This is a genomic window from Hydrogenibacillus schlegelii (assembly GCF_001653195.1).
Classification (GTDB): domain Bacteria; phylum Bacillota; class Bacilli; order Thermicanales; family DSM-22653; genus Hydrogenibacillus; species Hydrogenibacillus schlegelii.
On the sequence record NZ_JXBB01000018.1, the window covers coordinates 1 to 24,899 of the forward strand.

The window sequence follows — 24,899 nt, forward strand, 5'->3', positions numbered from 1 at the left end:
TTGGCAGTGGAAGAAGGAACAACAGAAATCCACTGAGCCGGCCATGCTGCACGTTGTGAATGCCTGAGTGACCTGTCCTTTCATTCGCCGAAGAGGGCAATTTACACATGATACTGGACTTGATCCGTACGCGCGGGGGTGGAGGAGCTTCTTGAAGATCTTTCCTCTCCGCTACGGCCTCTTTTGAACGTTCCGGCGGTCCGGAAGCTGGCCCGCATGGACGAAGAGTTCGACCTGCCATGGTTTGGCCAGCTCATGCGGCGCCCGCAGCTTTTGGCTTACTTGATCCAGGTGGATGTGTGGATGCGACGTTACCGGGTGTCGATCCTCTGATCTCTCGCGCCGCGACCTTCCGGCAGGCGAAGCAGCGGGAATGAAGAAAGAAGCGGGAACATGAAACAAATAAAGAAAGGGATGGAACATCGCACAAACATTCCATCCCTTTTTTCATTCCCAAAAAGATCACCGGTCGCTTCCGGACGCGACAACCGCCGATTGCCGCTTCGCGACTTCCCCGGCTTGGCCGGCCGTCGCCTCCGCCGCCAGAGGAATCACGCGCCAGAAATGAGGAAGCACCTCGTCCCAGCGATTCAGAAGCTCCTTTGCCCGCGGGCTCCCCGTGCGCTCTGCGTGGGCGACGATCAACGCCCGCAGCTCCTCGACGATCCCTTCTTTCCCGTCTTTCTCGCCGGCGGTGCCGGGAAGGCGCTCGATGCGCACCGAGGGCTGATGATAACGCGTCGACAGCAACCCCTCCGGGTCGTAAACGAAGGCCTTTCCGTTGGTCATGCCGGCGCCGAAATTACGTCCTACGCGTCCCAGCACCACCACCGTGCCGCCCGTCATGTACTCACACCCGTGGTCGCCGACTCCTTCCACAACCGCGACGGCGCCGCTGTTGCGGACAGCAAAACGCTCGCCCGCCGCCCCGGCGCAGAACAAGGCTCCTCCCGTCGCGCCGTAGAGGACGGTGTTGCCTACAATGACGTTCCGTTCCGGCGCGGTCGGTGCGCCTGGCTCGGGGCAGATCACGATCTCACCGCCCGCCATGCCTTTTCCGACGTAATCGTTGGCCCGTCCAACCAACTTCAGGCTCATTCCGCTTACGCAGAAAGCGCCGAATGACTGCCCCGCCACACCGCGGAACTCGAGGCGCACGCTGCCCGGCGGAAGCCCCCGATCCCCGTATCGCCGGGCGATTTCCCAGGCCACCGTCGCGCCCACCGTGCGATCCGTGTTGCGGATCTCGTAGATCCGCTGCACCGGCCGGGCTTCTTCGATCGCGTCACGCAGCTCCTCGGCAATCCGACGGCCCAAGGCGTCTTCCGGCGGCAAGGGGTTGGAGAGCTGCGTGCGGCGCATGACCGCCGTCGCGTCTCCAGCCAAGGACGCCGCCGGCACCAAAAGCGCTCCGAGGTCGATCCGGTCGATTCGCGGAAGGCCGGTGGGCCGCTGAACCAGCAGGTCCGAACGGCCGATCACCTCGTCCAGGCTCCGGTAACCCAGCTTGGCGAGAATCTCCCGAACTTCCTGGGCGACGTTAAGGAAGTACGTGATCACGTGTTCCGGCGTGCCCGGGAACTTCTGACGCAACCTTTCCTGCTGGGTGGCGATGCCCACCGGGCAGGTGTTGGTGTGACACACCCGCGCCATCTGGCATCCCTCGGCCACCATCGCCGAGGTGCCAAAAGAGTATTCATCGGCTCCCAGGAGGGCAGCGATCACCACGTCGCGGCCCGTTTTCAATCCACCGTCTACCCGAACGGTGACCCTCGAACGCAGGCCGTTGGCCACCAGCATGCGCTGGGTCTCCACCAGTCCCAGCTCCCAGGGCAGGCCGGCATGCTTGATGGAACTCAGCGGAGAGGACCCCGTACCGCCGCTGTGCCCGCTGATGACGACGATATCGGCATACCCCTTCGCCACACCGGCCGCAATAATGCCCACGCCTGTCTCCGCGACCAGCTTGACGGAGACCAAGGCTTTGGGGTTGGCCTGCTTGAGGTCATAAATCAGCTGCGCAAGATCTTCAATCGAGTAGATGTCGTGATGAGGCGGCGGCGAAATCAGCGGCACCCCCGGCACCGCATAACGCAGACGGGCAATCAATTCTGTTACTTTATGTCCCGGAATCTGACCGCCCTCACCGGGTTTTGCCCCTTGGGCCATCTTGATCTGGAGCTCGATGGCCGAGGCCAGATAAGCCGGCGTGACGCCGAAGCGGCCCGAGGCCACCTGCTTGACCGCGCTGTTGCGCTCCGTGCCGTAACGAGACGGGTCCTCTCCGCCTTCGCCGGAGTTGGAACGGGCGCCCAACCGGTTCATGGCGATGGCCAACGTTTCATGGGCCTCCGGCGACAGTGCCCCGAGGGACATGGCGCCTGTGGACAGGCGGCGAACGATCTCCTCCACCGGTTCGACCTCGTCCACCGAAATCGGCGGCCGGTCAGAGCGAAAGTCCAGGAGATCCCGGATCTGGCTTGGCGGACCTCCGTGCACCAGCCGGCTGAAATGGCGGTAAAGGTCGCTCGTTTCGGCCATTTTTTCCTCCGGCCGAATCGGCCTTTCCCGCACCGCCCTGTGCAACGCCCGCACAACCTCTGGATTGAACTCGTGGACCTCGCCATCCTTCTTAAACTTGTAGAACCCGTAGCCCTTGACGGCCCCGGCAATCACACTGGAAGAAGCGCCGTCGCCCTCGACCGCGTCCTCCTCCTTCTGAAGCCGATCGGACGCCCCGGCTTCCTCCGAAAAAGCAAGACTGTGCCAGTAGAGGACGTCCTCCGCCAGCTCCCGAAAACCGTTGCCCCCGACCTGGCAAGGCGTTCCGGTAAAGCACCGCTCGAGCACTTCGGGGGCGAGGCCGATGGCCTCAAAGATCTGAGCGCCCATATAGGCATCCAACGTCGAGATGCCCATCTTGGACATGATCTTCTTGAGGCCGCCCTCGACGGCGCGGATAAAGTTCGCCTCGTTTCCCAACTCCCGCGCGGCGGCCAGCGCGAGGTAGGGATTGACGGCGGCGGCGCCGTAACCGATCAGGGTGGCAAAATGGTGAACATCGCGCGGCTCACCGCTTTCCACCACCAGGGAAACTTTCGCCCGCTTGCCCGCCCTCAGCAGGTGGTGATGGACGGCGCCGGTGGCAAGCAGGGACGGAATGGGCGCCTGCCGGTCGCTGATCCCTCGGTCGCTTAAGATCAAGATCGTGCAACCGTTGTCGACGGCCTCTTCGGCCCGCCGGCATAACTCCGCCACCGCCGGCTCAAGCGCGTCGGGACCGACGGCCGGGAAAAGCATCTCCAGGACCGCGCTTCGAAACCGCGGGTCTTGAGCGCCCAAAGCTTTCAAACGAGCCAACTGTTCGTCGGTCAGCACCGGGCTCGAGAGTTCGATCATTCGCGCATGCTCCGGCGCTTCTGTGAGCAGATTGGGCCGAGCGCCTAGGTGGATCGTCAGGGAGAAGACAAGCTCTTCCCGCAAATGATCGAGGGGGGGATTGGTCACCTGCGCGAAACGCTGTTTGAAATAGTGGTGCAAGGGCCGGTGAACCTGCGAAAAGACGGCGTGAGGCGTATCGTCGCCCATGGAGCCGTCCGGTTCCTTGCCGTTTTCCACCATGGGTTGAAAGACGACGGTCAATTCTTCTTTGGTAAAACCGAAGACCGCCATCAGGCGAGAAAGCGGCGTCGAGGAAGCGGAGGCGTTGGCGGTGGCGGACGCGTTCCCGACGGCGCCGGACGCCTTCAAGGTGCGGATGCCGCTCCGCACCCACTCGCCGTACGGCTTTTGTTTGGCGAGCTCCGCTTTGATTTCCTCATCATGGTAGAACCGGCCCGTCTCCAGGTCGACGGCGATCATCTGGCCGGGCCCCAGCTTCCCGTGCTCCCGCACCCGATGCGGATCGACATCGACCACACCGGTCTCCGAAGCGGCCACCACCATCCCATCGTCGAGGACGGTGTAGCGCATGGGCCGCAGCCCATTGCGGTCCAGTCGCGCCCCTACCCAGCGGCCGTCGCTGAAGACGAGCGCGGCCGGCCCGTCCCACGGCTCCGACAGGCAAGCGTGGAAACGGTAAAAATCTTTGAGTTCCTCCGGTAGGTCAGGAACTTTTTCCCAAGCCTCAGGCACCAGCATGAGAAACGCGTGTCGAACGTCGCGGCCCGCAAGGGTCAGCAGCTCGGCCACGTTGTCCAGCATGGCCGAATCGGAACCGCCCGCGTCGATGACAGGCAAGAGCCGTTCTCGCGTGGCCTCCGGCCAATCTGGAACAGACAGGAGCGGTTCCCGCGCGGCAATTCCGTTCACATTGCCTTGGAGGGTGTTGATCTCTCCGTTGTGCGCCAGCAACCGGTACGGCTGAGCCCGCTTCCAGGTGGGCGTCGTGTTGGTGCTGTAGCGCTGATGAAAAAGGATAAAACGCGTCTCGAATTCCGGATTCCGGAGATCGAGATAAAACCGATCCACATCGTCCGCCAAGAGCAAGCCCTTATAGACCACCGTCCTCGAAGACATAGAGACGACGTAAGGGGCGCTCTCTCCTGCGGGGGTCCCCCCGGCCGTGGCATGACCGAACGCGTCCTGGGATCCCCATGGCTGCCGTTCCGCCTCCCGCTCAAATTCCCGCCGAGCCAGGTACAAGGTTCGCTCGAAAGAGCGGCCCGCGGGGACCGAGTCCGGGCGGACGATCACCGCTTGCCACAGGTCAGGTCGGGCGGCGGCGGCGATGGGCCCGAGGACGGACTCGTCCACCGGTACGCTTCGCCAGATTAGGACGGTCAACCCGTAGCGCGCGCAGGCTTCTTCAAACAGACGTTGAGCGCGGGCACGGGCGCTCGCCTCGCGAGGGAAAAAGCAGAACGCCAAAGCGTAGTCGCCTCTTTCCGGGAGACGCAGGGCGTGGCCGGCCAGTTCATGTTGGAGGAGTTTGTGGGGGATTTCCGTCATAACGCCGGCACCGTCGCCGGTCAGACCGTCAGCCGCCACGCCTCCGCGGTGGCGCAAGCGGTACAACGCCGTGAGTCCGAGGCGCACCACTTCATGGGACGGGCGCCCGTCACCGGCGGCAATAAACCCGACGCCGCAGGCGTCATGCTCAGGGAGCGAGATCCGCCCTACGGAATCGTTCGAACGGCGCGCCTCTCGGGCGTCACGGGACGTCTTGTCCGTGACCGAAACGTCACAGCTCGGCTTGCGGGTATGGCAACGCAACATGGTGGGCGGACCCCCTTTGTTTTGAACTCCTCAAGTGAAGGCTCATGCCTGCCCCACGGTTCGCGGCCCTGAAGCCTTGCGCAAAACGCATAAACCCGGCTTTCTCCGATTTGGATCGAATCCCGCGCGTGCCAAATTCGCGCGTCCGACACTTCATGAAGCCGGCGCTGGCCGCCGAAGCCGGAGGACAACGAAGGAATCCCTCCGACGATCCGAGACCCTGGCGCCGGGATGTCGTATCCGAAACCCTCATCGACGCGTGGTTTAAATTTTAGCGAAGCCAATTAATCGAATCAATAGAGATCTTCGATGAAAACAATCGCTAAATGAGATTATTCCCGGAACCGCAAAGCCACAGCCGTCCGCCCATCCTCACTTCCACACCTCTGCCGAGCATCACGCCCTCGAGAACGTCCCCTTCACGACACCGGATTTCCCTTTTGCCGGTTTAAACGGCAGACGCTCAAGTTCGATGGCGGTCGCGACCTGTCCGCCGTATCCGGCGCGAAAGCAATCGCCTTCGGACGCCGCGAAGAGCTCGTTCGCCTTACGTCAACGTGGCCGTCATGGAACGCAGGAACCGACCTTCGCAGATATAGTTGGCCGGTCCCGTCATGTACACATGGCCGTCAGACGCCCACTCGACATGCAGGCTCCCTCCGGGAAGATGCACCGTCGCCGCCCGGTTCGCCAATCCCTTGAGATGGGCGGCCACCAGGACGGCGCAGGCGCCGGTTCCGCACGCAAGGGTAATGCCCGACCCGCGCTCCCAGGTCCGCATGAGAAGATGGCTCGAATCCTGGACCTGGACGAAATGGACGTTGGTCCGCCGCGGAAAAAGCGGATGATGTTCCAGCCGGGGGCCCCAGTACGCCAAGTTCACCGCTTCAACGTCGTCCACAAAGATCACGATGTGCGGATTTCCCATGGACACGGCGGTAAAAACGAACCGGTGCCCTTCCGCTTCCAGCTCTGCGTCCACCACAGGCTCCCGCTCAGGACCCGTCATGGGGATCTTCGTTGAGTGCAGTTGAGGCGGGCCCATGTCGACCTTGACCGCCACAACCTCCCCGTTTTCTCCGAGGAAAAGTTCCGGAATGATGGTCCCCGCCAAGGTTTGGACCGGGAAACGAGTCTTCCGGGTGAGGCCTTTGTCGTAGACGAAACGGGCGAAACAGCGCATCCCATTGCCGCACATCTCCGCTTCTGACCCGTCGGCGTTGAAGATGCGAAAGCGAAAGTCGTGGTCTGGGGAGGTTGGGGGGAGGACCACGATGAGGCCGTCGCTCCCGATGCCAAAGTTCTTGTCGCTGACGAGCTTGGCTAGCTCTGGCAGCCGTTCCTCGGGCACCTGTGTTTCGAAATTATTGATGAAGATGTAGCTATTTCCAAGACCTTCCATCTTTGTGAACGCAATCATCGATTGACTCCTTTCTCGCACATGGATCGGTCATAAACCCATTCGTCTAAATTTCATAACACAGGGTTCCATCGCCTCACCTTTTTCGCCCTCCCGAGGCGAACCCAATCGCGGACGCTTCGCCCCGTTCCGGGGATGACCAGGTCCGGGGCCACCTCGGCCAGGGGCACGAGGAGGAACGCCCGCTCCGCCATCCGTGGGTGCGGGACCTTAAGGCGCGCTGTGGCGATGCGCGCGTCGCCGGACAGGAGCAGAACGAGGTCGAGGGTGCGCGGCCCCGGGTATGGCCGCATTGACGTGAAACTCGTTGCTGACGATCCCCTCGGCCTCCCGCCCGTCGGCCGTCCGCATCAGCCCCTCGGCGTCCCGGTCGCCCAGCTCGCGCCGCGCCAGGACGTTGTTGAGAAAGCCGTGCGCCTTGTACCGCTCCCGCCCCACCGGCCTGTTGCGTGGGAGGGAGACCGTAACGAGAGGTCGCCCTCTTTCCTGCCACGCCTCAAGGGTGGAGGGAAGTGGCTTCTCGTAGGGCGCCGCGGTCAACCCCTACGGCCCTTCGCCGGCGGTTACGGTGAGGCGAATCACGCCCTCATCCAGCCCATTCGCCGCCAGCACGTCGCCGATGGCCCGGGCAATGGCCGCCTCGTCCTATCGCCAGCGGATGCCCGCCGCCTCGATGCCGCGCCGCAGCCGGGCCAGGTGGTCGGCGAGGAGAAAAGGCCGCCCGCCGTAGGTGCGCAGCGTCTCGAAGAAGGACGCCCCGTCCAGAAAGCCGTGATCGAGAGATCGAGCGGCGAGAGGCGCACCGCATCGACCGGTTTCAGAGCGCCGTCGATCCACACGATCACCGCCTCACGCGCCTTTCGCGACGCCGGCGTAAGCGTCGAGGAAGTTGCGCAGCAGATCCATGCCGCTGTCGGTGAGGATGGACTCGGGGTGAAACTGCACCCCTTCGAGGGGCAGCCTCCGGTGGCGCAGCCCCATCAGCTCCCCTTCCACCGTGCGGGCGCTGACTTCAAAGACGTCCGGCAGGCTTTCCTCCTCGACGATGAGCGAGTGGTAGCGCGTGGCCACAAAGGGGGAAGGCAGGCCCTTGTACAACGTCTTACCGTCGTGAACAATTTCCGACGTCTTGCCGTGCATCGGGCGCCGGGCGCGCACCACGCGGCCGCCGAAGGCCTGCGCGATGGCCTGGTGGCCGAGGCAGACGCCCAAAATGGGCACCTTGCCGGCGAAATGGCGGATCATGGCCTGGCTCACCCCCGCCTCGTTCGGGGTGCACGGCCCGGGCGAGATCACAAGGTAGCGTGGGGTGAGGCGCTCCGCTTCCTCGGGGGTGATGGCGTCGTTGCGGAACACCCGGACCTCGGCCCCCAGCGCTCCGAAGTACTGGACCAGGTTGTACGTGAAGGAATCGTAGTTGTCGATGACGAGAACCAGCGCTCATCCCCCTCTCCGGCCCACCTCGGCTCGGCTCTCCTCCACGGCCTGCCACAACGCCTGCGCCTTGTTCAGGCATTCCTCGTACTCGGCGGCGGGCTGCGAGTCGATGACGATGCCCGCGCCGGCCTGCACGTGGGCCCAGCCGTCCTTGGCCACCAGCGTGCGGATGACGATGTTGAGGGTCATGTCGCCCTGGTAACCGAACCAGCCGATCGACCCGGTGTACGGACCGCGGCGGAAGGGTTCCAGCTCCTCGATGATCTCCATCGTCCGCACTTTCGGCGCCCCGGTGATGGTCCCGCCGGGAAAAACGGCGCGCAGAACGTCGACGGCATCGGCGTCGGTCCGTCGCCGGCCGCGCACGTGGGACACCAGGTGCATGACATGGGAATAGCGTTCGACGACCATCAGCTCGTCGACGCGCACCGTGCCGTAGACTGCCACGCGCCCCAGGTCGTTGCGCACGAGGTCGACGAGCATCGCGTGTTCAGCGCGCTCCTTTTCGTTGGCCAAAAGCTCCCGCTCCAGCGCCTCGTCTTCTTCCGACGTCGACCCCCGCCGCCGCGTGCCGGCGATGGGCCGCGTGGCCAATTCCTCGCCCGTGACGCGAACGAGCAGCTCCGGCGAGCCGCAGACGATCTCGAGATCGGGAAAACGCAAATAGCCCATGTACGGCGAGGGGTTGAGCCGGCGCAGGACGCGGTAGACGGCGTAGGGCGGAACCTCAAGGGGCTGGCTGCGGCGCACCGAGAGGTTGACCTGGAACACGTCCCCCGCCGCGATGTAGTCTTGCACGCGGCGCACCGCCGCCTCGAAGCCGGCGCGGGTAAAGGAGTAGCGCGGCTCCGGCGCCTTAGCGGCCGGCCGCCAGGCGTACAGCGCGTCGGCAGCAACCGGCCGTTCCAAGCGCGCGGCCAGCCGCTCCAGGCGCTTGCGGGCGGCGGTCCATCCGCCCGGTTCGGCGGGATCGGCACAGACGATCAGGTAGACGTCGCGCGCCTCATGGTCGACAGCCACCACTTCGCGCGCCTCCATCAGGTACACCTCAGGGAGGGCCAGATCGTCAACGGCCCGCGCGGGAAGGCGCTCGATGGCCCGCGCCGCGTCGTAGGCCACGTACCCGACGAAGCCGCCAAAAAAGGGCGGCAGCCCAGGCCATCTCGGCGCGCGGCGCGCGGCGAGGACCTCCCGCAACCGTGCGAGGAGGTTTCCGCGCCACCGCGCCGCTTTCCCGCCCCGCGTCACCGCCAAGACGTCGCCCTTGCCCACCACGAGAGACGCGCCGCAGCCGAAAAAGGTGTACCGCCCCCGGCTACCGCTTTCGAGGAAAAAACTGGCCGGCGCATCCGCCGCCAGCCGCTCGTACCACACCAGCGGATCGGTCCCGTCCCATGGCAGGCGCCACACCACCGGCACGCAGTCGAACCGTCCGGCATCCAGGTCAACGGTGGTTTCGTCCACAAGCCCCACGCCCACTTCACGCTCCACAAGAATTCACCATGGAGTATGCCGAAAGTCCGGCGACAGCGCAACGGCCTCCCGCCGTCGTCTCCTCGTCTCGGGAACGCGCTTCGGGCCCCGGGGCGACGAACGTCGCCCGCAGGGCAGAGCAGGCGGCCGGCCTTCCGACCGGCGATCAACGCAGAGCACCGGCGACCCACCCTTCGCGTTGCAGTTTCGCGATGCAAGCGGCTACGGCATGCTCGCCGTGAGGGGGGCTGATCCAGTCGGCCACTTCCTTCAGCTTCGGATGGGCATTGCCCACGGCGACGCCGAAACCGGCACGCCGGATCATCTCGTAATCGTTCAGGTTGTCGCCGATGGCCGCCACCGCCGACAACGGGAGGTCAAGTCGCTCGGCCAAGCGCGCCAGGCTGTCCCCTTTCGTCGCGCCTTGCGGAACGCATTCGAGGTAGTCCACATCGGACTGTATGATCTGCACGTCTAACCCCTGTTCCTCAACCCAGCGCTTGAGGGCTTCGATCCGCTCCGGTTCAATGATCCAAAGCACCTTGGTCAGAAGGCCCGGCGCCAAATCGGCCAGTCGGTCAAGAGGCGCGCAGGCGACGCCGTCCTTTCGTTCATGAGCGCCGACACGCGCGGTGTACGGGTAGGCGTAGGCGACGCCGCGGTGATAGAGCACCGTGTTTACGCCGGGGAACGCCTGGCGCACGGCTTCCACCAGCTCGTACGCCTCAAACGGTAAGAACGCCTCCCACAGCACCTCGCGCGTCCGCATGTCGACGATGCGCGCACCGTTGTACAAGATGAGCGGGGCGTTGACCCCAACCCGGTTCAAATACGGCACCACCGCCGCTTCCATGCGCCCCGTGGCGAGCGTAAACCGCCCTCCCTGACGGCAGAACCAGGCGATGGCCTCGCGGTTCTCCTCGCTGATCCGACCCTCTTCGTCCAAAAGCGTCCCGTCCATGTCGCTGACCAGCAGCCGGATCTCCACCGCCTCTCTTCCTCCCTCCGGTCCGGCCCTTCCATTCACCGTCGAACCGCCCCGTCCGACTCCGTCCCCTCCTCTTTCCCGGCCGCAGGCCACACGCCGCTTTCCACCCTCCGGCCGTGCCGGATGAGGTGCGCTCGCAGGCGCGGCGCGGCCTCGTAGACCCAGGCGCACACGGGACGCGCTCGACCCTCGGCGTCCGTCCACCACACCGTGCGCCGCACCCGCTCGTACAAGTTGTTCGCGCAATGGGGGCCGTGATGGTCTTCCCACTCGTCAAGCCGCGCTAGGTCACCCGCCCCGAGGTCGCCGTAAAGCTCGCCGTACACCCATCCGGCCCCAGGCACCAGGGCCGGGTAACCCCACCCCGTGTCCCAGAGCTCGCCGGAGACGCGGGCGGGGCCAAGGTACCGGCCGCGCCCGGCCAGATAGAGCGCGTGGTAGGGGCTGCCTCGCTTCAGCGTGCCATAAACGAACACCCGTTCCCCTTCTCGACGCGGAGACTTCTCCTCCCGGCACGGGTCGACGGCTCGTTTTCGCATCCCGCCACCCCCTTCGGCGCACCCGGAATATTCCGCTTCCTAAGCTTACCATTTCCGGCCCGGCCGCACGACCGTCGGGTTGCGGAGGTCGGGTGAGCGTCCCGACACCGCAAACGACGCAATCGATTGGCCGATACTCCAGAGACGTGCGCCAAAGCCAGTCGTACAGGATGCGGGCATGGTTGTGCTGCGGATCCTTGGCGGCACAAAGCAAAGTGAGCGGCCCTTGTTCGGCCAGCGCGAGGAGCTCACGGACCGCGCGGATTCGCGCACCGTCCGACGCGAGCTCTGCTTCATACCGAGCGCGGAACGCCTCAACACGCGCCGGCCGACGGGCAAACCAGCGGCGAGTTCGGGACTCGGCGCGATGGCTTTGAGCCACACGTCGACGCGCGCCTTTACCTGGGGCAGTCCTCGCGGCCAAAGGCGATCGACGGGCGCACGCGTACCGCTGCATTCCACCGGCGGGTCATAAACGCGCTTCAAGGCGATGCGCAAACTTCTTCCCTTCCTCATCGCCGCAGATTTTACCCACCTCCTGGCGCGGCCGGACAATGCCGGCGGGTTGCGTCACGCGCCGCCTCTTCTTTCTTCCAGCGCCCGTTTGCTGTACCATTGTGGCGGGGGTGTCGGCATGTTTGCGACGATCCTTAAAGGGCTCCTCATCGTGTTTCTCGGCTCGATGGTCCTCGTGGCCCTGGCGTTGATTCTCGGCGTATCGACGATTGGTGGCTTCGTGATGGGATATTTCATAAATGCCTTATTCGGCATACCAAAATGGTTATCGGTCAGTTTCTTCTCGATCTTCTTTTTCATCTATTTTTCCGGTACGCTGCTCGGCAAGTGGGAGGTCAGGCGCCGCCCGTGGGCGTCGACGTTGGCCGCGTTGTGGTTGTTGGGCGCGATCGCGGACCGTTTGCCCGATGCCGAAGACCCATTTAATTCTTGTAATTGAAAAACAAGACCGCCAAGCATCACCTTTTTCTTCCCCGGACGCCGGGACATGAGCCGTCTTCGCACGCTCCTCCGACAAAAACCCTCCGGTTTTCCGCCCACCGGCGGTAGAGCACCGGCCCCAGCCCGAGCCACCGCAACAAGACGGCGAAGGGCAAGAGGGGCCAGAGCGGCGGCAGGTATTTCAAGATGACGAGTACCGCCTCAAAACCGCCGTCAATCTGCAGACGCGTTCCTCGTTGCCTTACCGTATGGATTTCTCGATTCACCGCCTCAAAACTCAGCCCGTAATCCGCAAAGCGCGCATCTTCATGATACGACGTCACCCGGAACAGGCCAAGCCAGTCCAGGCAACGGATCCAGAGGCCCATTCGCCGACATAGAGCGCACTTCCCGTCGACAAACACGGTGATCTGGAAAAACTGCCGCTTCACGGATCGACCCAGCCTTCGCCGTCCTCGCTTCGTCCTCGCTTCCGAACGGTGGGAAGCCCGGCGTCGCCGATCCCTCCGGCCGGACGACGGCAGAGCGCCTCACCTGCCTGGACGCATCAAACGCGCTCCGTCGGATAGTCCCCCGTAAAACAGGCCAAACAGTAGCCTCGCGACAGGCCGGACGGCGGATCCGCCCGGCCAATCGCATCGAGCAGCCCTTCGAGGCTCAAAAAAGCCAGGCTGTCCGCGCCGATCGCTCGCCGCACGGCCTCCACCTCTTTGTCGGCGGCGATCAGCTCCTCCCGCGTAGAGATGTCCACGCCGTAGAAACAGGGGTGCCTGACCATCGGCGAACTGATGCGGACGTGCACCTCTTTTGCGCCGGTATCCCGCAACAGCTGTACGATCCGACGGCTGGTCGTTCCCCGGACGATCGAATCGTCGACCATCACCACGCGTTTGCCCTCGACCACTTTGCGCACCGCCATAAGCTTCATCTTGACGCCGAGCTCGCGCATGGCCTGATCGGGCCGAATGAAGGTCCGACCGACGTATCGATTTTTCACCAGCCCCATTTCATAAGGGATCCCGCTGGCTTCGGCAAAGCCGATGGCCGCCGAAATGCTGGAGTCGGGAACCCCCGTCACGACATCCGCCGTCGCCGGGGCCTCTTCCGCCAGCCGTTTTCCCATCCGCTTGCGCGCCACGTGCACGTTCACGCCTTCAAGGTTGCTGTCCGGACGCGCAAAATAAATGTATTCAAAAGCGCAAATCGCCCGCCTGTCGGCGGGGGCAAAGCGCTGAGCGCGAAGACCATCCCGGTCGACCACGATCAGTTCGCCCGGCTCCACATCCCGGATCCACTCGGCGCCGACCGCATCCAAGGCGCAGGTCTCCGAAGCAAAGACATACGCCTCTCCAAGCCGGCCCAGCGAAAGGGGACGTAGACCGTTGGGATCTCGCGCCACGATCAACTTCTCATTGGTCATGATCAAAAAAGCGTAAGCCCCGATGAGCAGCCGCAGCGATTCTTTGACGGCCTCCACCAGCTCGCCACGGTCGGAACGGGCCATCAAGTGGACCATCACTTCCGTGTCGCTGGAGGACTGAAAAATCGAACCCTGCTGCTCCAAACGATGCCTGAGCGCCTCTGCATTGACCAGCGCGCCGTTGGTGGCCACAGCCAGCTCGCCGCCGCGGTAGTTGAACACCAGAGGCTGAACGTTTTCGAGCCGATTGCCCCCATGCGTCGGGTAGCGGACGTGGCCAACGGCTCGATCCCCGTGAAGCCTCTGCAAATGGTCAGAATGGAACACCTCCGTCACCAGCCCGAGCCCGCGATGGACGGCGAAACGGCGTCCATCGGAGGTGACGATGCCCGCGCCTTCCTGCCCCCGGTGTTGCAGCGCAAGGAGCCCGTAATAGGTCAACTGCGCCGCCTCAGGATGGCCCCAGATCCCGAACACGCCACATTCTTCGCTCAGTTCCCGATCCGCCCCTTCAACGCCCCAGGCGTCCGGTGACCGTTCTCCGATCCGTTCCGTCCGCACGCGCATGATGAAGGTTTATTCCTCCTTACGCAAGGCGAGCCTCTCGTACCCCTCCGTTGGTGACCTCAACCCCACGGCCGTCTGCCGCCGTCCCTTCCGGTCAAAGTGTAACAGGACGACCGAGGAAAGTCAACGAAATATCGAACGTTTTTCTTCTCCTTCTGTCTATTGTTCGGATGTAAAGACCTCGCTTCGTGATTTCCCCTCGATGCCGGACCCGGAATACCAGAAATCGGTAATTGCATAGTTATGAAGTTTATCCTTGACATTATGCAGATGGGTGGTATACTCGTGGGGAGGGCGATGTAATACTTATGCAAGTCCGCCCCGAGCGATCAAGCGCCGAGGAGAATGAGTCGATGAAAGGCTACCTTGTTCTTGAAGACGGCACCGTTTTCCAAGGAGAGGCCTTTGGGGCTCCGCGCGGAAACGTCGGTGAGGTCGTTTTTAACACCAGCATGACCGGCTATCAAGAGATTCTCACGGACCCCTCCTACGCAGGGCAAATCGTTGTCATGACCTACCCCCTCGTGGGGAACTACGGCATCAACCCGGAAGACTTCGAGTCCCGACAACCTTTTGTTCGGGGCTTTGTCGTGAAGGAACTCTGCATGGATCCCAGCCACTGGCAGGCCAACCAGACGCTCAGCGAATACCTCGCCCAAAACGAAATCCCGGGCCTATACGGTATTGACACGCGGGCACTCACGCGACACCTGCGCGTGAAAGGAACCCTGCGGGGCGTGCTGGCGACCGCCAACGAAGGTCCCGCCGAGGCCGACCAAGAGCTCGGGGAGGGCGGCGGGCTCCTCGCCCTTGATGGTCAGTGGCGGATCCCCCATCTCCCCCCTTCCCTTCGGAGGTGGCTGGCGGAACTTCAGCACCAAGCTCAAGCGTTCGTTCTCTCCCGTCCGGTCTTGGAGGTCACCACCCCAACCGCCTACCACCTGGAGCCTGAAGACGGCCGCCGACGGAAACCGCGGGTCGTGGTGGTCGATTTCGGGGTGAAGCGGAACATCCTGCGCATTATGACCGATCTCGGATACCCGGTGACCGTGGTGCCGGCCACCGCCACCGCCGAAGAGATTCTGGCCCTGGAGCCTGCGGGGGTTCTGCTCTCCAACGGCCCCGGCGATCCCCAAGACGTGCGCGAAGGGGTGGCCACCGCTCGGACGCTCATGGAGGCGGGCGTCCCGTTGTTTGGCATTTGCTTGGGCCAGCAGATCATCGGGTTGGCCTTGGGCGGAAAATCCATCAAGCTCAAGTTTGGCCACCGGGGCGCAAACCACCCGGTTAAAGACTGCCTCACGGGCCGGATCTACATCACCTCCCATAACCACGGCTATGCCCTTGAGGAATCCTCGCTCCCCCCGGAGGTCGTCGTCACCCATCGCAGCCTGAACGATCACACCGTGGAGGGGATCATGCACACTCAGCGCCCCATCTGGTCGGTCCAATATCATCCCGAAGCTTCCCCCGGCCCGCAGGAATCCCGTTATCTGCTTGAACGCTTCCTGACGGAGCTGGACCGAAAAAAATAGCGCCAGAGCAGAAGATCCGGCGTGAGGAGGAGATACCGTGCCGAAACGGCAAGAACTCGAGCGGGTCCTGGTGATAGGCTCCGGGCCTATCATCATCGGCCAAGCCGCCGAGTTTGACTACTCCGGTACCCAAGCCCTGCAGGCCATACGGGAAGAAGGTCTTCAGGTGATCCTGGTGAATCCCAACCCGGCGACCATCATGACCGACGCCCAGATGGCGGACCGAACCTATCTCGAACCTCTTACGCCGGAGTTCGTGGAGCGGATCATCGCGCAGGAACGGCCCCAGGGGCTTTTGCCCACCCTCGGCGGCCAGATCGGACTCAACCTGGCCACCCAGCTTTCCGAAGCCGGGGTGCTGCAAAAGTACGGCGTCGAGCTCATCGGAACGCCGCTTCAGGCCATCCGACAGGCGGAAGATCGAGGGGCGTTTAAAGAGCTCATGCGTTCCATAGGCGAACCCGTCCTTGAATCGGCCATCGTGACCAGCGTGAGCGAGGCCCTCTCTTTTGCCGAACAAATCGGCTTTCCCGTCATCGTGCGCCCCGCCTATACCCTGGGGGGGACAGGAGGAGGTTTTGCGCGAAACGCGAAAGAGCTTGCTGAAATCGTGAACCGCGCCCTTAAGCTTTCGCCGATCGGTCAGTGCCTTATTGAGCAAAGCGTTTTCGGCTGGAAAGAAATCGAATACGAAGTCCTGCGAGACAGCGCCGGCAACGCCATCGCCGTCTGCAACATGGAAAACATCGATCCGGTGGGCGTTCACACCGGTGACTCCATCGTGGTGGCGCCGTCCCAGACCCTCACCGACCGGGAATACCAGATGCTCCGCTCTTCCGCGCTCAAAATCATTCACGCCCTTGGCATCCAGGGGGGCTGCAACGTCCAGTTTGCGCTCAATCCCCGCAGCCGGGATTACGTCGTCATCGAAGTCAATCCGCGCGTCAGCCGTTCCTCGGCCTTGGCGTCGAAAGCCACCGGCTACCCGATCGCGAAGATCGCGGCGAAGATCGCCATCGGCCTTACGCTGGACGAAATCAAAAATCCCGTCACGGGAACCACTTATGCCGCTTTCGAACCCGCTCTCGACTACGTCGCGGTCAAGATCCCCCGCTTCCCGTTTGAGAAGTTTTCCGGGATCAGCCGCACGTTGGGCACCCAGATGCAGGCCACCGGCGAAGTGATGGCCATTGACCGCACCTTCCCCGGCGCTTTGCAAAAGGCCATCCGCTCTCTGGAGATCGGACGCGACGGCCTGCGGCATCCGGACATTCAAAAAGCCCCGGACAAAGCGCTGGAGCAAAAGATCGCCACGCCGAACGACGAACGGCTTTTTGCCATCGCCGAAGCCCTTCGCCGGGGTTGGGAATGGAAGGTCATTTCCCAACTTTCCCATATCGACAAATTCTTCATCCAGGAAATCGGCCAAATCGTGGAAATGGAGCGGCGCCTCGCCCAAGCGGGCTACGACGGACTCACCCGAAGCCTTCTCCGGGAAGCCAAGCGATTGGGCTTTTCCGACGCCACCATCGGCCAGCTGGTGGGAAAAGACGCTCTGGCCATCCGCCGGCTCCGCAAGTCTCTCGACGTGCGACCCGTGTACAAGATGGTGGACACGTGCGCGGCCGAATTCGAAGCGACCACGCCCTACTACTACAGCGCTTATGACGGTGAAAACGAGGCGAAGCCCCCGCTCGGGCCGAAAGCCATCGTCCTGGGTTCCGGCCCCATCCGCATCGGCCAGGGCATCGAGTTCGACTACAGCGCCGTGCACGCCGCCTGGGCCCTGCGAGAGGAAGGAATTCAGTCCGTGATGATCAACAATAACCCCGAAACCGTATCCACCGACTTCAACACGTCCGACCGCCTCTATTTCGAGCCGCTCACCGTAGAGGACGTTCTGAACGTCATCGAGCAAGAAGGCGGGGAGTGGACGGACAAACACGACATCGCGGGCGTCGTGGCCCAGTTCGGCGGCCAGACGGCCATTCACCTTTCCGGCCCTCTGGCAAAAGCGGGCGTTCCCTTGCTCGGCACCCCCGTGGAAGAAGTGGACCGGGGGGAGGATCGGGAGAAGTTCGACAAGCTTTTGGCCGAGCTGGGGATTTCCCGACCTCCCGGCGGCGCCGCCGTGACCGTGGACGAGGCGGTACGCATCGCCGACCGAATCGGTTACCCCGTGCTCGTGCGACCCTCGTACGTCCTCGGCGGTCGGGCAATGGAAATCGTCTACCGCGAAGAAGAGCTCCGCGCGTACATGGCCACGGCGGTGGAAGTGTCCGAAACCCGCCCCGTGCTGGTCGACAAGTACCTGCCCGGCAAGGAAATTGAAGTGGACGCCGTCTCCGACGGCCGCCAGGTCCTCATCGGCGGCATCTTGGAACACATTGAACGGGCCGGCGTCCATTCCGGCGATTCGATCGCCGTCTATCCGGCCACGGACGTTCACCGGGAAATCCGGGAACAAGTCCTTGACTACACCACCCGACTCGCCCTCGCTCTCAGCGTAAAAGGCCTGATCAACGTTCAGTACGTGGTCCACGGCGGCAAGGTTTACGTGCTGGAGGTCAATCCCCGGGCGTCGCGAACGGTGCCCTTTCTCGCCAAAGCCGCCGGCATCCCGCTCGCGCACATGGCGACTCGGATCGCCGTTGGCCGTACCTTGGAGGAACTGGGCTACCGCCCCGGCCCCGGTTCGCCGGTCGTTCGGCATCAAGTGAACCTTCCGTCTGGCCAACGCATCGAGGGGTACGGCTGGATCTGGCCCGAGCCCAACCGGGTGTCGGTTAAGGTTCCGGTGTTTTCATGGCAAAAGCTCGGCGGGGTGGACGTGACCCTTTCCCCTGAGATGAAATCTACGGGCGAAGTCATGGGCACCGATCGGGATGTCGCCCGTGCTCTCTACAAAGCGCTGCTGGCCGCGGGATATCGGGTGCCTCGAAAAGGAACGGCGTTGATTTCCGTCGCCGAGCACGACCAGGACGAAATTCTCCCCCTGGCGGCCGCGCTTTCCGCGTTAGGCTTCCGGATTCTGGCCTCCGGCGCCGCGGCCAAGGCCCTCGAGGCCGTCAAGATCCCCCATACCCCGATCCACACGATCTCCGAAGGTTCTCCCCGGATCCTCGATCTTCTTCGAAATGGAGACATCCATCTTGTCATCAGCACTTTGGCCCGTCACGATCGTGGAGAGGACCCGGACGGCTTTCTCATCCGCCGGACAGCCGTTGAACACAACGTCCTCTGCCTCGTCAACCTCGATACGGCTCGGGCAGTGGTGCAGATGTTGGAAACAATCTCTCAAGAAACGCCGTTGGACGTCTCCGCCCTCCAAGACTGGCACAGTCCCGTTTCCCAGGTCTAGGTCGCACCCCAGCCGGCGACAGGGCAAAGCAAAACCCTGGATGAGGGGCCAAAAGAAACCGCCTCATCCAGGGTTTTTTTGTCCGCCTGTCGCCATCTCGATAAACAGGCGATGAATGCGCAGGTCATCCGTCAACTCCGGATGAAACGCCGTGGCCAAATGGCGACCGTAGCGCGCGGCCACCACTTTGTGATCGACCGCCGCAAGCACTTCGACTTCCGGATCCGTCACCTCAAAGTAGGGAGCACGGATGAAAACCGCCCGGAAAGCCGAACCCTCGATGCCCCTGACGCAAATGTCCGCTTCAAAGGAATCCACTTGTCTTCCAAAACCGTTGCGGTTTGCCGTCAGCGGCATAATGCCGAGCCGAGGTTGATCGGGTTTGCCGTTTTTGATCTCCGTGGCCATGAGGATGGCGCCCGCACAGGTGCCGAAGACGGCTCCCCCATCCCGAACCCATTCCCGGAGCGCGTCGAGGAGCCCCCACGTTTGCATGGCATCGCCGATGACCGTCGACTCCCCGCCGGGGATAACGACCCCCTGTAAGCCCTCAAGATCCCGCGGCCACTTGACGGGCAACGCCTCGGCGCCGGCTCGCTCTAAGGCGCGCAGGTGTTCGGACACCGCCCCCTGATAAGCGACAACTCCAATGCGCGCCTTCAACTTTACCAACCCCGTACCGCCAGGCGCTCCTCGTCAGGCATCGTCGAGACGTTGATCCCCACCATCGGTTCTCCTAAGTCCTCAGAGATCTCGGCAAGGAGCTTGGGATCGTCGTAGTGCTGGACCGCCAGCACAATGGCCCTGGCCCGCTTTTCCGGATTGCCGGACTTGAAAATGCCCGAGCCCACGAACACCGCCTCCGCGCCCAATTGCATCAGCAAAGCAGCGTCTGCCGGCGTCGCGACGCCTCCGGCGGCAAAAAGGGGAACCGGCAGCTTTCCGCGTTCCTTTACCTCTTTCACCAATTCCAAAGGAGCCCCCAGTTCCTTGGCGATGGCAGGGAGCTCATCGTCGGGCGCCGCCGCCACCTTCCGGACGTCTCTCAGAATGGAACGAAGGTGTCGCACGGCTTCAACCACGTTGCCCGTCCCCGCTTCCCCTTTCGAGCGGATCATCGCCGCCCCTTCGGCGATGCGCCGCAGAGCCTCTCCCAGGTTGGTGGCTCCGCAGACAAAGGGCACTTTGAAGTCGTGCTTCCAGATGTGATGCTCCTCATCCGCCGGGGTGAGGACCTCCGACTCGTCCACAAAGTCGACTCCGATGGCCTCCAAGATTTGGGCCTCGACGAAGTGACCGATTCGGCTCTTGGCCATGACCGGAATGGTAACGGCTTCCATGATCTCTTTAATGACTTTCGGATCGGACATTCGGGCCACGCCGCCTTGCTGGCGAATGTCGGCGGGCACGCGCTCGAGCGCCATCACGGCGGCGGCGCCGGCCTTTTCCGCGATGATGGCCTGCTCAGGGGTGGTGACATCCATGATCACGCCGCCCTTGAGCATTTCCGCAAGACCGACCTTGTTGCGCCAGGTGACTTGTTCCGTGTTCATCGTGCCTTCCCCCAGTCCGGTATGGTTGCTGGACATTCGGTTGCCCATCACCGAAAGGCACCCCGGCAGGCACCCCGCGGCCGCCCCTTCCCATTCCACCTCGTCGGGCGACCAGCCGGAGATAAAACGAACGCCCCTTCCCTCACGAGAGACGGGGCAACTGAACGCGATGGGCCGCCGGCGATTCCATCCTCCCGCGTCGCCCTTGAACATATTTCTTCGCTGCATGCTTGCTTGCATTATCGTACCACGAGCCGGACACCGTGTCAACAAAGCGCGGGCTCCATGTCAAGAAGTGTGATCCGGCGATCCGATGAGCGAAGGGAATAAAGGCCAAAAGCATCTTCCGGACAACCCCTTCGCGGTTTTTGAAGCCATCACGGATCCGGTTCCGCCGTTTGACCTTCGGGTGCACGCCCTCGATGTCGCCGTTCGTCGTCCGCCAGGGGTGATCGGCAAGGATTTCGTTCTTCCGGCGCTTAAGCGTTCGGCCCCACGGCACGAGCGCCGCGTCACCGGCTTCCTCTGCCTCAAAGCGGATCCGGTCCAAAATCGCCTTGGCTTCCTCTCGTGGCCGGCGCTTTCGCCGGACGCTCGGTGAGGTCTGCTTCGTTTTTGCGCGGAACCGCCGCGGCCGAATCCGGAGAGAGACCGGCTTTTGCTCCACCCCCGTGTGCCGTTTCCGCCGCCCCTTTGCCGAACGGCGGTGAACGTAAGCGGCGGATGGCCCGGCCATAGGAGCAGCGCGCTTCCGGCCAGGGGGCAGCGCGCTTCCTTTTTCGGCCGCCCGGCATAAACGTCGACGCTCTGCTCATTTTGCTCCAGGCGATCGATGACCCGGCCTTGAAGACCGAGCACGTGTCCACAGACGGTTTCATAAAGCGGTCGGAGCCTCCTTGACCGCCTTTTTCCTGCTTAGACAAGCCCACTCCATTGGCTTAGAGCCGTCTGAGGGGCGCATGACCCATTTCATCCTCTTGTGTCCCGCAAGGGCATGGGGGGTTACATGCCCCTGCCGCTCATCCTTGAATACGTTCATCATGCGGGGCGCGCCCCAGGCTTTCCCGGTAGAACATCGCCGCCCGGATGAATTCACGAAACAGCGGATGAGGTCGATTCGGGCGAGAGGTAAATTCCGGGTGAAATTGCGTGGCCACAAACCAGGGGTGATCGGCATACTCCACAATCTCCACCAGGCGGCCATCGGGAGAGAACCCGGTGATCCGCATCCCATGCCGCTCGAACATTTCTTTGTAGCGGAGGTTAAACTCATACCGATGGCGATGCCGCTCCGCCACCTCTTCCGCCTGATAGGCCTCTCGTGCACGGGAGCCCGGCAGCAGTCGACAGGGGTAAGCCCCCAGCCGCATGGTGCCGCCCAGCACCTTCCCGTCCTGATCGGGCAGCAAATCGATAATCGGATGGGGCGTGTTCGGGTCCATCTCCACGCTGTTGGCGTCCGCCAGCTTCAGGACATTGCGCGCAAACTCCACACTGGCCAGCTGCATCCCCAGGCAGATCCCCAAAAAAGGAACGCGCTTTTCTCTCGCATACTGAATGGCCAGGATCTTGCCCTCAATGCCGCGGCGGCCAAATCCCCCCGGCACGAGAATGCCATCCACCCCCCGAAGCCGTTCGACGAGGTTGCCGGGGGTCAGCTCTTCAGAGTTGATCCATTCAATTTCCAGTCTCTTTCCGTGAAAGGTGGCCGCATGATAGAGCGCCTCGTTGACGCTCAGGTAGGCGTCCTTCAGCGAGACATACTTGCCGACGATTGCAATCCTCACCCGGCCATCCAGGCGCTTCATCCGCTCCACCATCTGCCGCCACTCTTCCATCTGGGGCTCGCCGGCCGTCAGCCCGAAATACCGAACCACAAACTCGTCCAGCCCCTGTTGGTGCAGGATCAAAGGAACTTCGTACAAGATTTCCGCATCCCGCGCCTCGATGATCGCTTCCGGATCGATGTCGCTGTACAGCGCCAGCTTTTGCTTGATCTCCTCCGTAAGCGGCCGTTCGGTCCGGCACACGAGCACATTCGGCTGAATGCCGATGCTTCTCAGCTCCTTGACGCTGTGCTGCGTCGGTTTGGTTTTCAATTCGCCCGCCGCCGCCACATAAGGGACGAGCGTGACGTGGATGTACATCACGTTTTCCTGACCGACGTCGGACTTGATTTGCCGGATGGCCTCCAGGAAAGGCAGGCTCTCAATGTCGCCCACCGTGCCGCCGATCTCGGTGATCACCACGTCCGGCTTGTCCTTCTTTTCGGGGAGGCGGATCCGCTCCTTAATTTCGTTGGTGACGTGGGGGATCACCTGGACCGTTCCGCCCAGGTAATCGCCGCGGCGCTCCTTGGCCAGAACAGCGGAGTAAATTTGACCCGTGGTAATGCTGCTGTGTTTCGTCAGATGAATGTCGATAAACCGCTCATAATGCCCCAGATCCAGATCCGTCTCCGCGCCATCGTGCGTGACAAACACTTCCCCATGCTGATACGGGCTCATCGTCCCCGGATCCACGTTGATGTACGGGTCAAGCTTTTGAATCGTGACGTTCAAGCCCCGGCTTTTCAACAGGCGCCCCAGAGAGGCGGCGGTAATCCCTTTTCCAAGCGAGGAAACCACACCGCCCGTCACAAAGATGTACTTGGTCATCCCGGATGCCCCTCTCCAAAAAATAAACAGACCCCCGTGACAGGGGGCTGCGTCTTGCGCCGGCCAAGCGCTAGTGTAGTCAAAACGGGCGCTTTTGTCAACGAAAATCGGGCTCGAGCTTTTTTCGCTGTACCTATATCTCGGCTATCTCGGCCTGATGGGCATCAGGCCATCTTCATTTTTGGGGGATTCCACGATTCTTTTTTAAACCAGATCGGGTTTCATGCATATATTCCCCGTGTTTTTAATAAAAAAGACAATACTCTGCCTCCCTTTTTCCGTCCACGGAAAAAAGGTAAACAAATCTATCCTTCTTTTCCTTCACTACGCTACCTGCACAAACACTACGCTACCTGCACAAAACTCCTCAATTTCCCTGACCATCCCTCGCGCAGGCGTCCAAGCGCCATCCCCAGCATGACCACCAGCGCAAACCCCACCCGCACGCGCATCTTCTTCAGCCCTCGGATGGTGTGCGTCTCAAAGCCGTACATCGTATCCAGACGGGAAAACACGCGCTCCACCGCCGTGCGCTTGCGGTACGCTCGCACCCATCTTGCGCTCCCGCGCGCAATGGGCGGAAACAAACGCCGATCCATGTTCAGCCGAATGCGCAATCCCCTCGCCACGGGGCACCGGGCCACTCCGGCACAGGAGAGGCCGTAGGCCTGGGCCGGACACCGCTTTTTCAGCGTTCCGCGCTTCTCTTCAAAGCCTCCTTCGGCCATGGTCCGCATGGTCCCCGTTTCCGGACACACGCAGAACACGCGGCCATCGCCCACGTACACCACGTTGGTTTGCCCCTCAAGAAGCCGCGTTGCCTCGCCGTCGCGCCAGCTTGCCCGGATGTCGATCACCGGTCGGATGCGATGTTCGTCCCACTGTCGCATGATGAGTTTCGAATCGTCATAGCCTTTGTCCGCCACAAGCACTTCGGCACGCGTGAGCACTTCTGGACGTTTTGCTTGCAGCTTGTCCAAAAGGGCATGGGCTGTGGCGACATCGGCTTTTGAGGCGGGTGTCACGGTGTAGGCCACCGGCAGTTCATGAGTGCTGTCGACGATGAGATGCAGCTTGTATCCAAACCACCGGAGCTTTGTCGTGTTTCCCTCGCGGTCGTGCCCCGTCTTAAACCCATCATCCGCATCCCCGTCTCGCCGCCCGTCGGGTGCGGTGTTTTTCGGCCGGTGACGCGCGTACGACCGAATGGCTTTGCTGTCCAGGGCCAGGCGCTTGCCGTAGTCGGGAAGGGACGCGGCCACAGCCTGCTGGAGCGCGACAAAGAGGGACTCCAGCTCGGCCTCATGGGCTTCAATCCGTTTCCAGAAGCGACTGAAGGCCGCGGCACTTGGCACGCGGTCACCGGAGCCCAAAAGCCAGCGCAACTGTCCGTTTCGGCTCAGTTCGCGTCGCAGGGATTCGACGCTCGGGTGCTGGAACACGACAGGGGCGATATACGCATTCCACATGGCCCGCACGGGATAATCGTCCCGGCCCTTGCCGCGCGCTTTCTCCAGTTTTTGCATGAGCGCTTCGTCCGGGAGATGTTCAAGGACAAGCCTCAGGCGTTCAAGATCGCCGAGTCCGGCAATTTCGTTCCACGAAAACAGGGAGCCTTGTGGTATAATGGCCATACGGATCTTCTCCTTTGAGGCAGGTTCTTCTCCTTTTGAGTTTACCAAAAGGAGGGGCAACCTGCTTTTTTATGTTCAAATTTTGGGTTCCTCTTTTGTGGGGTAAGTATGGTCAGACAACTTTTTCGACATGGCTCTGAA

General features: G+C 62.5%; 19 protein-coding genes and 1 pseudogene. 4 read left to right on the top strand and 16 right to left on the bottom strand.

Translation table 11 applies throughout. The features are described from left to right. Nucleotides 1-138: 138 nt before the first annotated feature. The gene (locus SA87_RS06330) at nucleotides 139-333 is read left to right on the top strand and encodes a hypothetical protein (RefSeq protein WP_066200847.1); all 195 of its coding nucleotides are present in this window, start codon (nucleotides 139-141) and stop codon (nucleotides 331-333) included. A 129-nt stretch (nucleotides 334-462) separates the two neighbouring features. Here the strand turns inward: SA87_RS06330 and gltB are convergent, their stop codons facing one another. The 9 genes and pseudogenes from gltB to SA87_RS14365 all read right to left on the bottom strand — a co-directional run. Further along, nucleotides 463-5,217, bottom strand: a complete 4,755-nt coding sequence (gltB, locus tag SA87_RS06335; protein WP_082910491.1) for a glutamate synthase large subunit — start codon at nucleotides 5,215-5,217, stop codon at nucleotides 463-465. A 547-nt stretch (nucleotides 5,218-5,764) separates the two neighbouring features. Continuing rightward, a complete protein-coding gene (gene dapF / locus SA87_RS06340; RefSeq protein ID WP_342669833.1) occupies nucleotides 5,765-6,637 on the bottom strand; it encodes a diaminopimelate epimerase in 873 nt (290 codons plus the stop codon). A gap of 53 nt (nucleotides 6,638-6,690) precedes the next feature. Then, nucleotides 6,691-6,930 carry a 2-amino-4-hydroxy-6-hydroxymethyldihydropteridine diphosphokinase gene (locus SA87_RS06345; RefSeq protein WP_066200849.1) on the bottom strand — a complete coding sequence of 80 codons (240 nt, stop codon included), beginning with the start codon at nucleotides 6,928-6,930 and terminating at the stop codon, nucleotides 6,691-6,693. A gap of 352 nt (nucleotides 6,931-7,282) precedes the next feature. Then, entirely contained in the window at nucleotides 7,283-7,474 is a 192-nt protein-coding gene (locus SA87_RS06350; RefSeq protein ID WP_066200855.1) for an aminotransferase class IV, read from the bottom strand. Nucleotides 7,475-7,486: 12 nt separating this feature from the next. Continuing rightward, entirely contained in the window at nucleotides 7,487-8,074 is a 588-nt protein-coding gene (locus tag SA87_RS06355; RefSeq protein ID WP_066200858.1) for an anthranilate synthase component II, read from the bottom strand. 3 nt (nucleotides 8,075-8,077) lie between these two features. Next, nucleotides 8,078-9,493 (bottom strand): aminodeoxychorismate synthase, component I, encoded by a 1,416-nt coding sequence (pabB, locus tag SA87_RS06360; RefSeq protein ID WP_156423607.1) that lies wholly within the window; start codon nucleotides 9,491-9,493, stop codon nucleotides 8,078-8,080. 220 nt (nucleotides 9,494-9,713) lie between these two features. Continuing rightward, nucleotides 9,714-10,535, bottom strand: a complete 822-nt coding sequence (locus tag SA87_RS06365; protein ID WP_066441942.1) for a Cof-type HAD-IIB family hydrolase — start codon at nucleotides 10,533-10,535, stop codon at nucleotides 9,714-9,716. 35 nt (nucleotides 10,536-10,570) lie between these two features. After that, the gene (locus tag SA87_RS06370; RefSeq protein WP_082718411.1) at nucleotides 10,571-11,074 is read right to left on the bottom strand and encodes a gamma-glutamylcyclotransferase family protein; all 504 of its coding nucleotides are present in this window, start codon (nucleotides 11,072-11,074) and stop codon (nucleotides 10,571-10,573) included. Between the two features lie 166 nt (nucleotides 11,075-11,240). Next, nucleotides 11,241-11,590: pseudogene (locus SA87_RS14365) on the bottom strand (DUF488 domain-containing protein); the annotation flags it as partial. On the opposite strand from SA87_RS14365, the gene SA87_RS06375 reads away from it, so the two are divergent. Next, nucleotides 11,565-12,029, top strand: coding sequence for a hypothetical protein (locus tag SA87_RS06375; RefSeq protein ID WP_066200867.1), 465 nt, complete (start codon nucleotides 11,565-11,567; stop codon nucleotides 12,027-12,029). The pseudogene SA87_RS14365 and the gene SA87_RS06375 sit on opposite strands and share 26 nt — an antisense overlap. Before the next feature lie 19 nt (nucleotides 12,030-12,048). On the opposite strand, the gene SA87_RS06380 is transcribed toward SA87_RS06375, so the two are convergent. Both SA87_RS06380 and purF read right to left on the bottom strand, forming a co-directional pair. Further along, nucleotides 12,049-12,462 carry a thiol-disulfide oxidoreductase DCC family protein gene (locus tag SA87_RS06380; protein WP_156423604.1) on the bottom strand — a complete coding sequence of 138 codons (414 nt, stop codon included), beginning with the start codon at nucleotides 12,460-12,462 and terminating at the stop codon, nucleotides 12,049-12,051. 116 nt (nucleotides 12,463-12,578) lie between these two features. Beyond that, nucleotides 12,579-14,018, bottom strand: coding sequence for an amidophosphoribosyltransferase (gene purF, locus SA87_RS06385; RefSeq protein ID WP_082718412.1), 1,440 nt, complete (start codon nucleotides 14,016-14,018; stop codon nucleotides 12,579-12,581). 353 nt (nucleotides 14,019-14,371) lie between these two features. Here purF and carA point away from each other — a divergent pair, with 353 nt between their 5' ends. After that, a complete protein-coding gene (gene carA, locus SA87_RS06390) occupies nucleotides 14,372-15,553 on the top strand; it encodes a glutamine-hydrolyzing carbamoyl-phosphate synthase small subunit (RefSeq protein WP_066200915.1) in 1,182 nt (393 codons plus the stop codon). Nucleotides 15,554-15,590: 37 nt separating this feature from the next. Continuing rightward, nucleotides 15,591-18,914 (top strand): carbamoyl-phosphate synthase large subunit, encoded by a 3,324-nt coding sequence (gene carB, locus SA87_RS06395; protein WP_066200874.1) that lies wholly within the window; start codon nucleotides 15,591-15,593, stop codon nucleotides 18,912-18,914. Nucleotides 18,915-18,977: 63 nt separating this feature from the next. Here the strand turns inward: carB and pdxT are convergent, their stop codons facing one another. From pdxT to SA87_RS06420, 5 genes are all read right to left on the bottom strand, one after another. Beyond that, on the bottom strand, nucleotides 18,978-19,586 hold the full coding sequence (gene pdxT, locus SA87_RS06400; RefSeq protein ID WP_066200877.1) for a pyridoxal 5'-phosphate synthase glutaminase subunit PdxT: 609 nt from the start codon (nucleotides 19,584-19,586) through the stop codon (nucleotides 18,978-18,980). After that, nucleotides 19,580-20,467 carry a pyridoxal 5'-phosphate synthase lyase subunit PdxS gene (gene pdxS, locus SA87_RS06405; RefSeq protein ID WP_066200918.1) on the bottom strand — a complete coding sequence of 296 codons (888 nt, stop codon included), beginning with the start codon at nucleotides 20,465-20,467 and terminating at the stop codon, nucleotides 19,580-19,582. The genes pdxT and pdxS overlap by 7 nt, the downstream gene beginning before the upstream one ends. 142 nt (nucleotides 20,468-20,609) lie before the next feature. Then, nucleotides 20,610-21,203 (bottom strand): transposase, encoded by a 594-nt coding sequence (locus SA87_RS12640; protein WP_082910492.1) that lies wholly within the window; start codon nucleotides 21,201-21,203, stop codon nucleotides 20,610-20,612. 283 nt (nucleotides 21,204-21,486) lie between these two features. Further along, nucleotides 21,487-23,124 carry a CTP synthase gene (locus SA87_RS06415; RefSeq protein WP_066200887.1) on the bottom strand — a complete coding sequence of 546 codons (1,638 nt, stop codon included), beginning with the start codon at nucleotides 23,122-23,124 and terminating at the stop codon, nucleotides 21,487-21,489. 344 nt (nucleotides 23,125-23,468) lie between these two features. Further along, the gene (locus SA87_RS06420; protein WP_066200890.1) at nucleotides 23,469-24,758 is read right to left on the bottom strand and encodes a transposase; all 1,290 of its coding nucleotides are present in this window, start codon (nucleotides 24,756-24,758) and stop codon (nucleotides 23,469-23,471) included. Between the last annotated feature and the right edge of the window lie 141 nt (nucleotides 24,759-24,899).

Coding starts and splice junctions, on each gene's coding strand:
- gltB (WP_082910491.1), bottom strand. CDS start 5,217: ATGTTGCGTTGCCATACCCGCAAGCCGAGCTGTGACGTTTCGGTCACG.
- dapF (WP_342669833.1), bottom strand. CDS start 6,637: ATGATTGCGTTCACAAAGATGGAAGGTCTTGGAAATAGCTACATCTTC.
- SA87_RS06345 (WP_066200849.1), bottom strand. CDS start 6,930: ATGCGGCCATACCCGGGGCCGCGCACCCTCGACCTCGTTCTGCTCCTG.
- SA87_RS06370 (WP_082718411.1), bottom strand. CDS start 11,074: ATGCGAAAACGAGCCGTCGACCCGTGCCGGGAGGAGAAGTCTCCGCGT.
- SA87_RS06375 (WP_066200867.1), top strand. CDS start 11,565: ATGCGCAAACTTCTTCCCTTCCTCATCGCCGCAGATTTTACCCACCTC.
- purF (WP_082718412.1), bottom strand. CDS start 14,018: ATGCGCGTGCGGACGGAACGGATCGGAGAACGGTCACCGGACGCCTGG.
- carA (WP_066200915.1), top strand. CDS start 14,372: ATGAAAGGCTACCTTGTTCTTGAAGACGGCACCGTTTTCCAAGGAGAG.
- pdxS (WP_066200918.1), bottom strand. CDS start 20,467: ATGAACACGGAACAAGTCACCTGGCGCAACAAGGTCGGTCTTGCGGAA.
- SA87_RS12640 (WP_082910492.1), bottom strand. CDS start 21,203: ATGGCCGGGCCATCCGCCGCTTACGTTCACCGCCGTTCGGCAAAGGGG.
- SA87_RS06415 (WP_066200887.1), bottom strand. CDS start 23,124: ATGACCAAGTACATCTTTGTGACGGGCGGTGTGGTTTCCTCGCTTGGA.
- SA87_RS06420 (WP_066200890.1), bottom strand. CDS start 24,758: ATGGCCATTATACCACAAGGCTCCCTGTTTTCGTGGAACGAAATTGCC.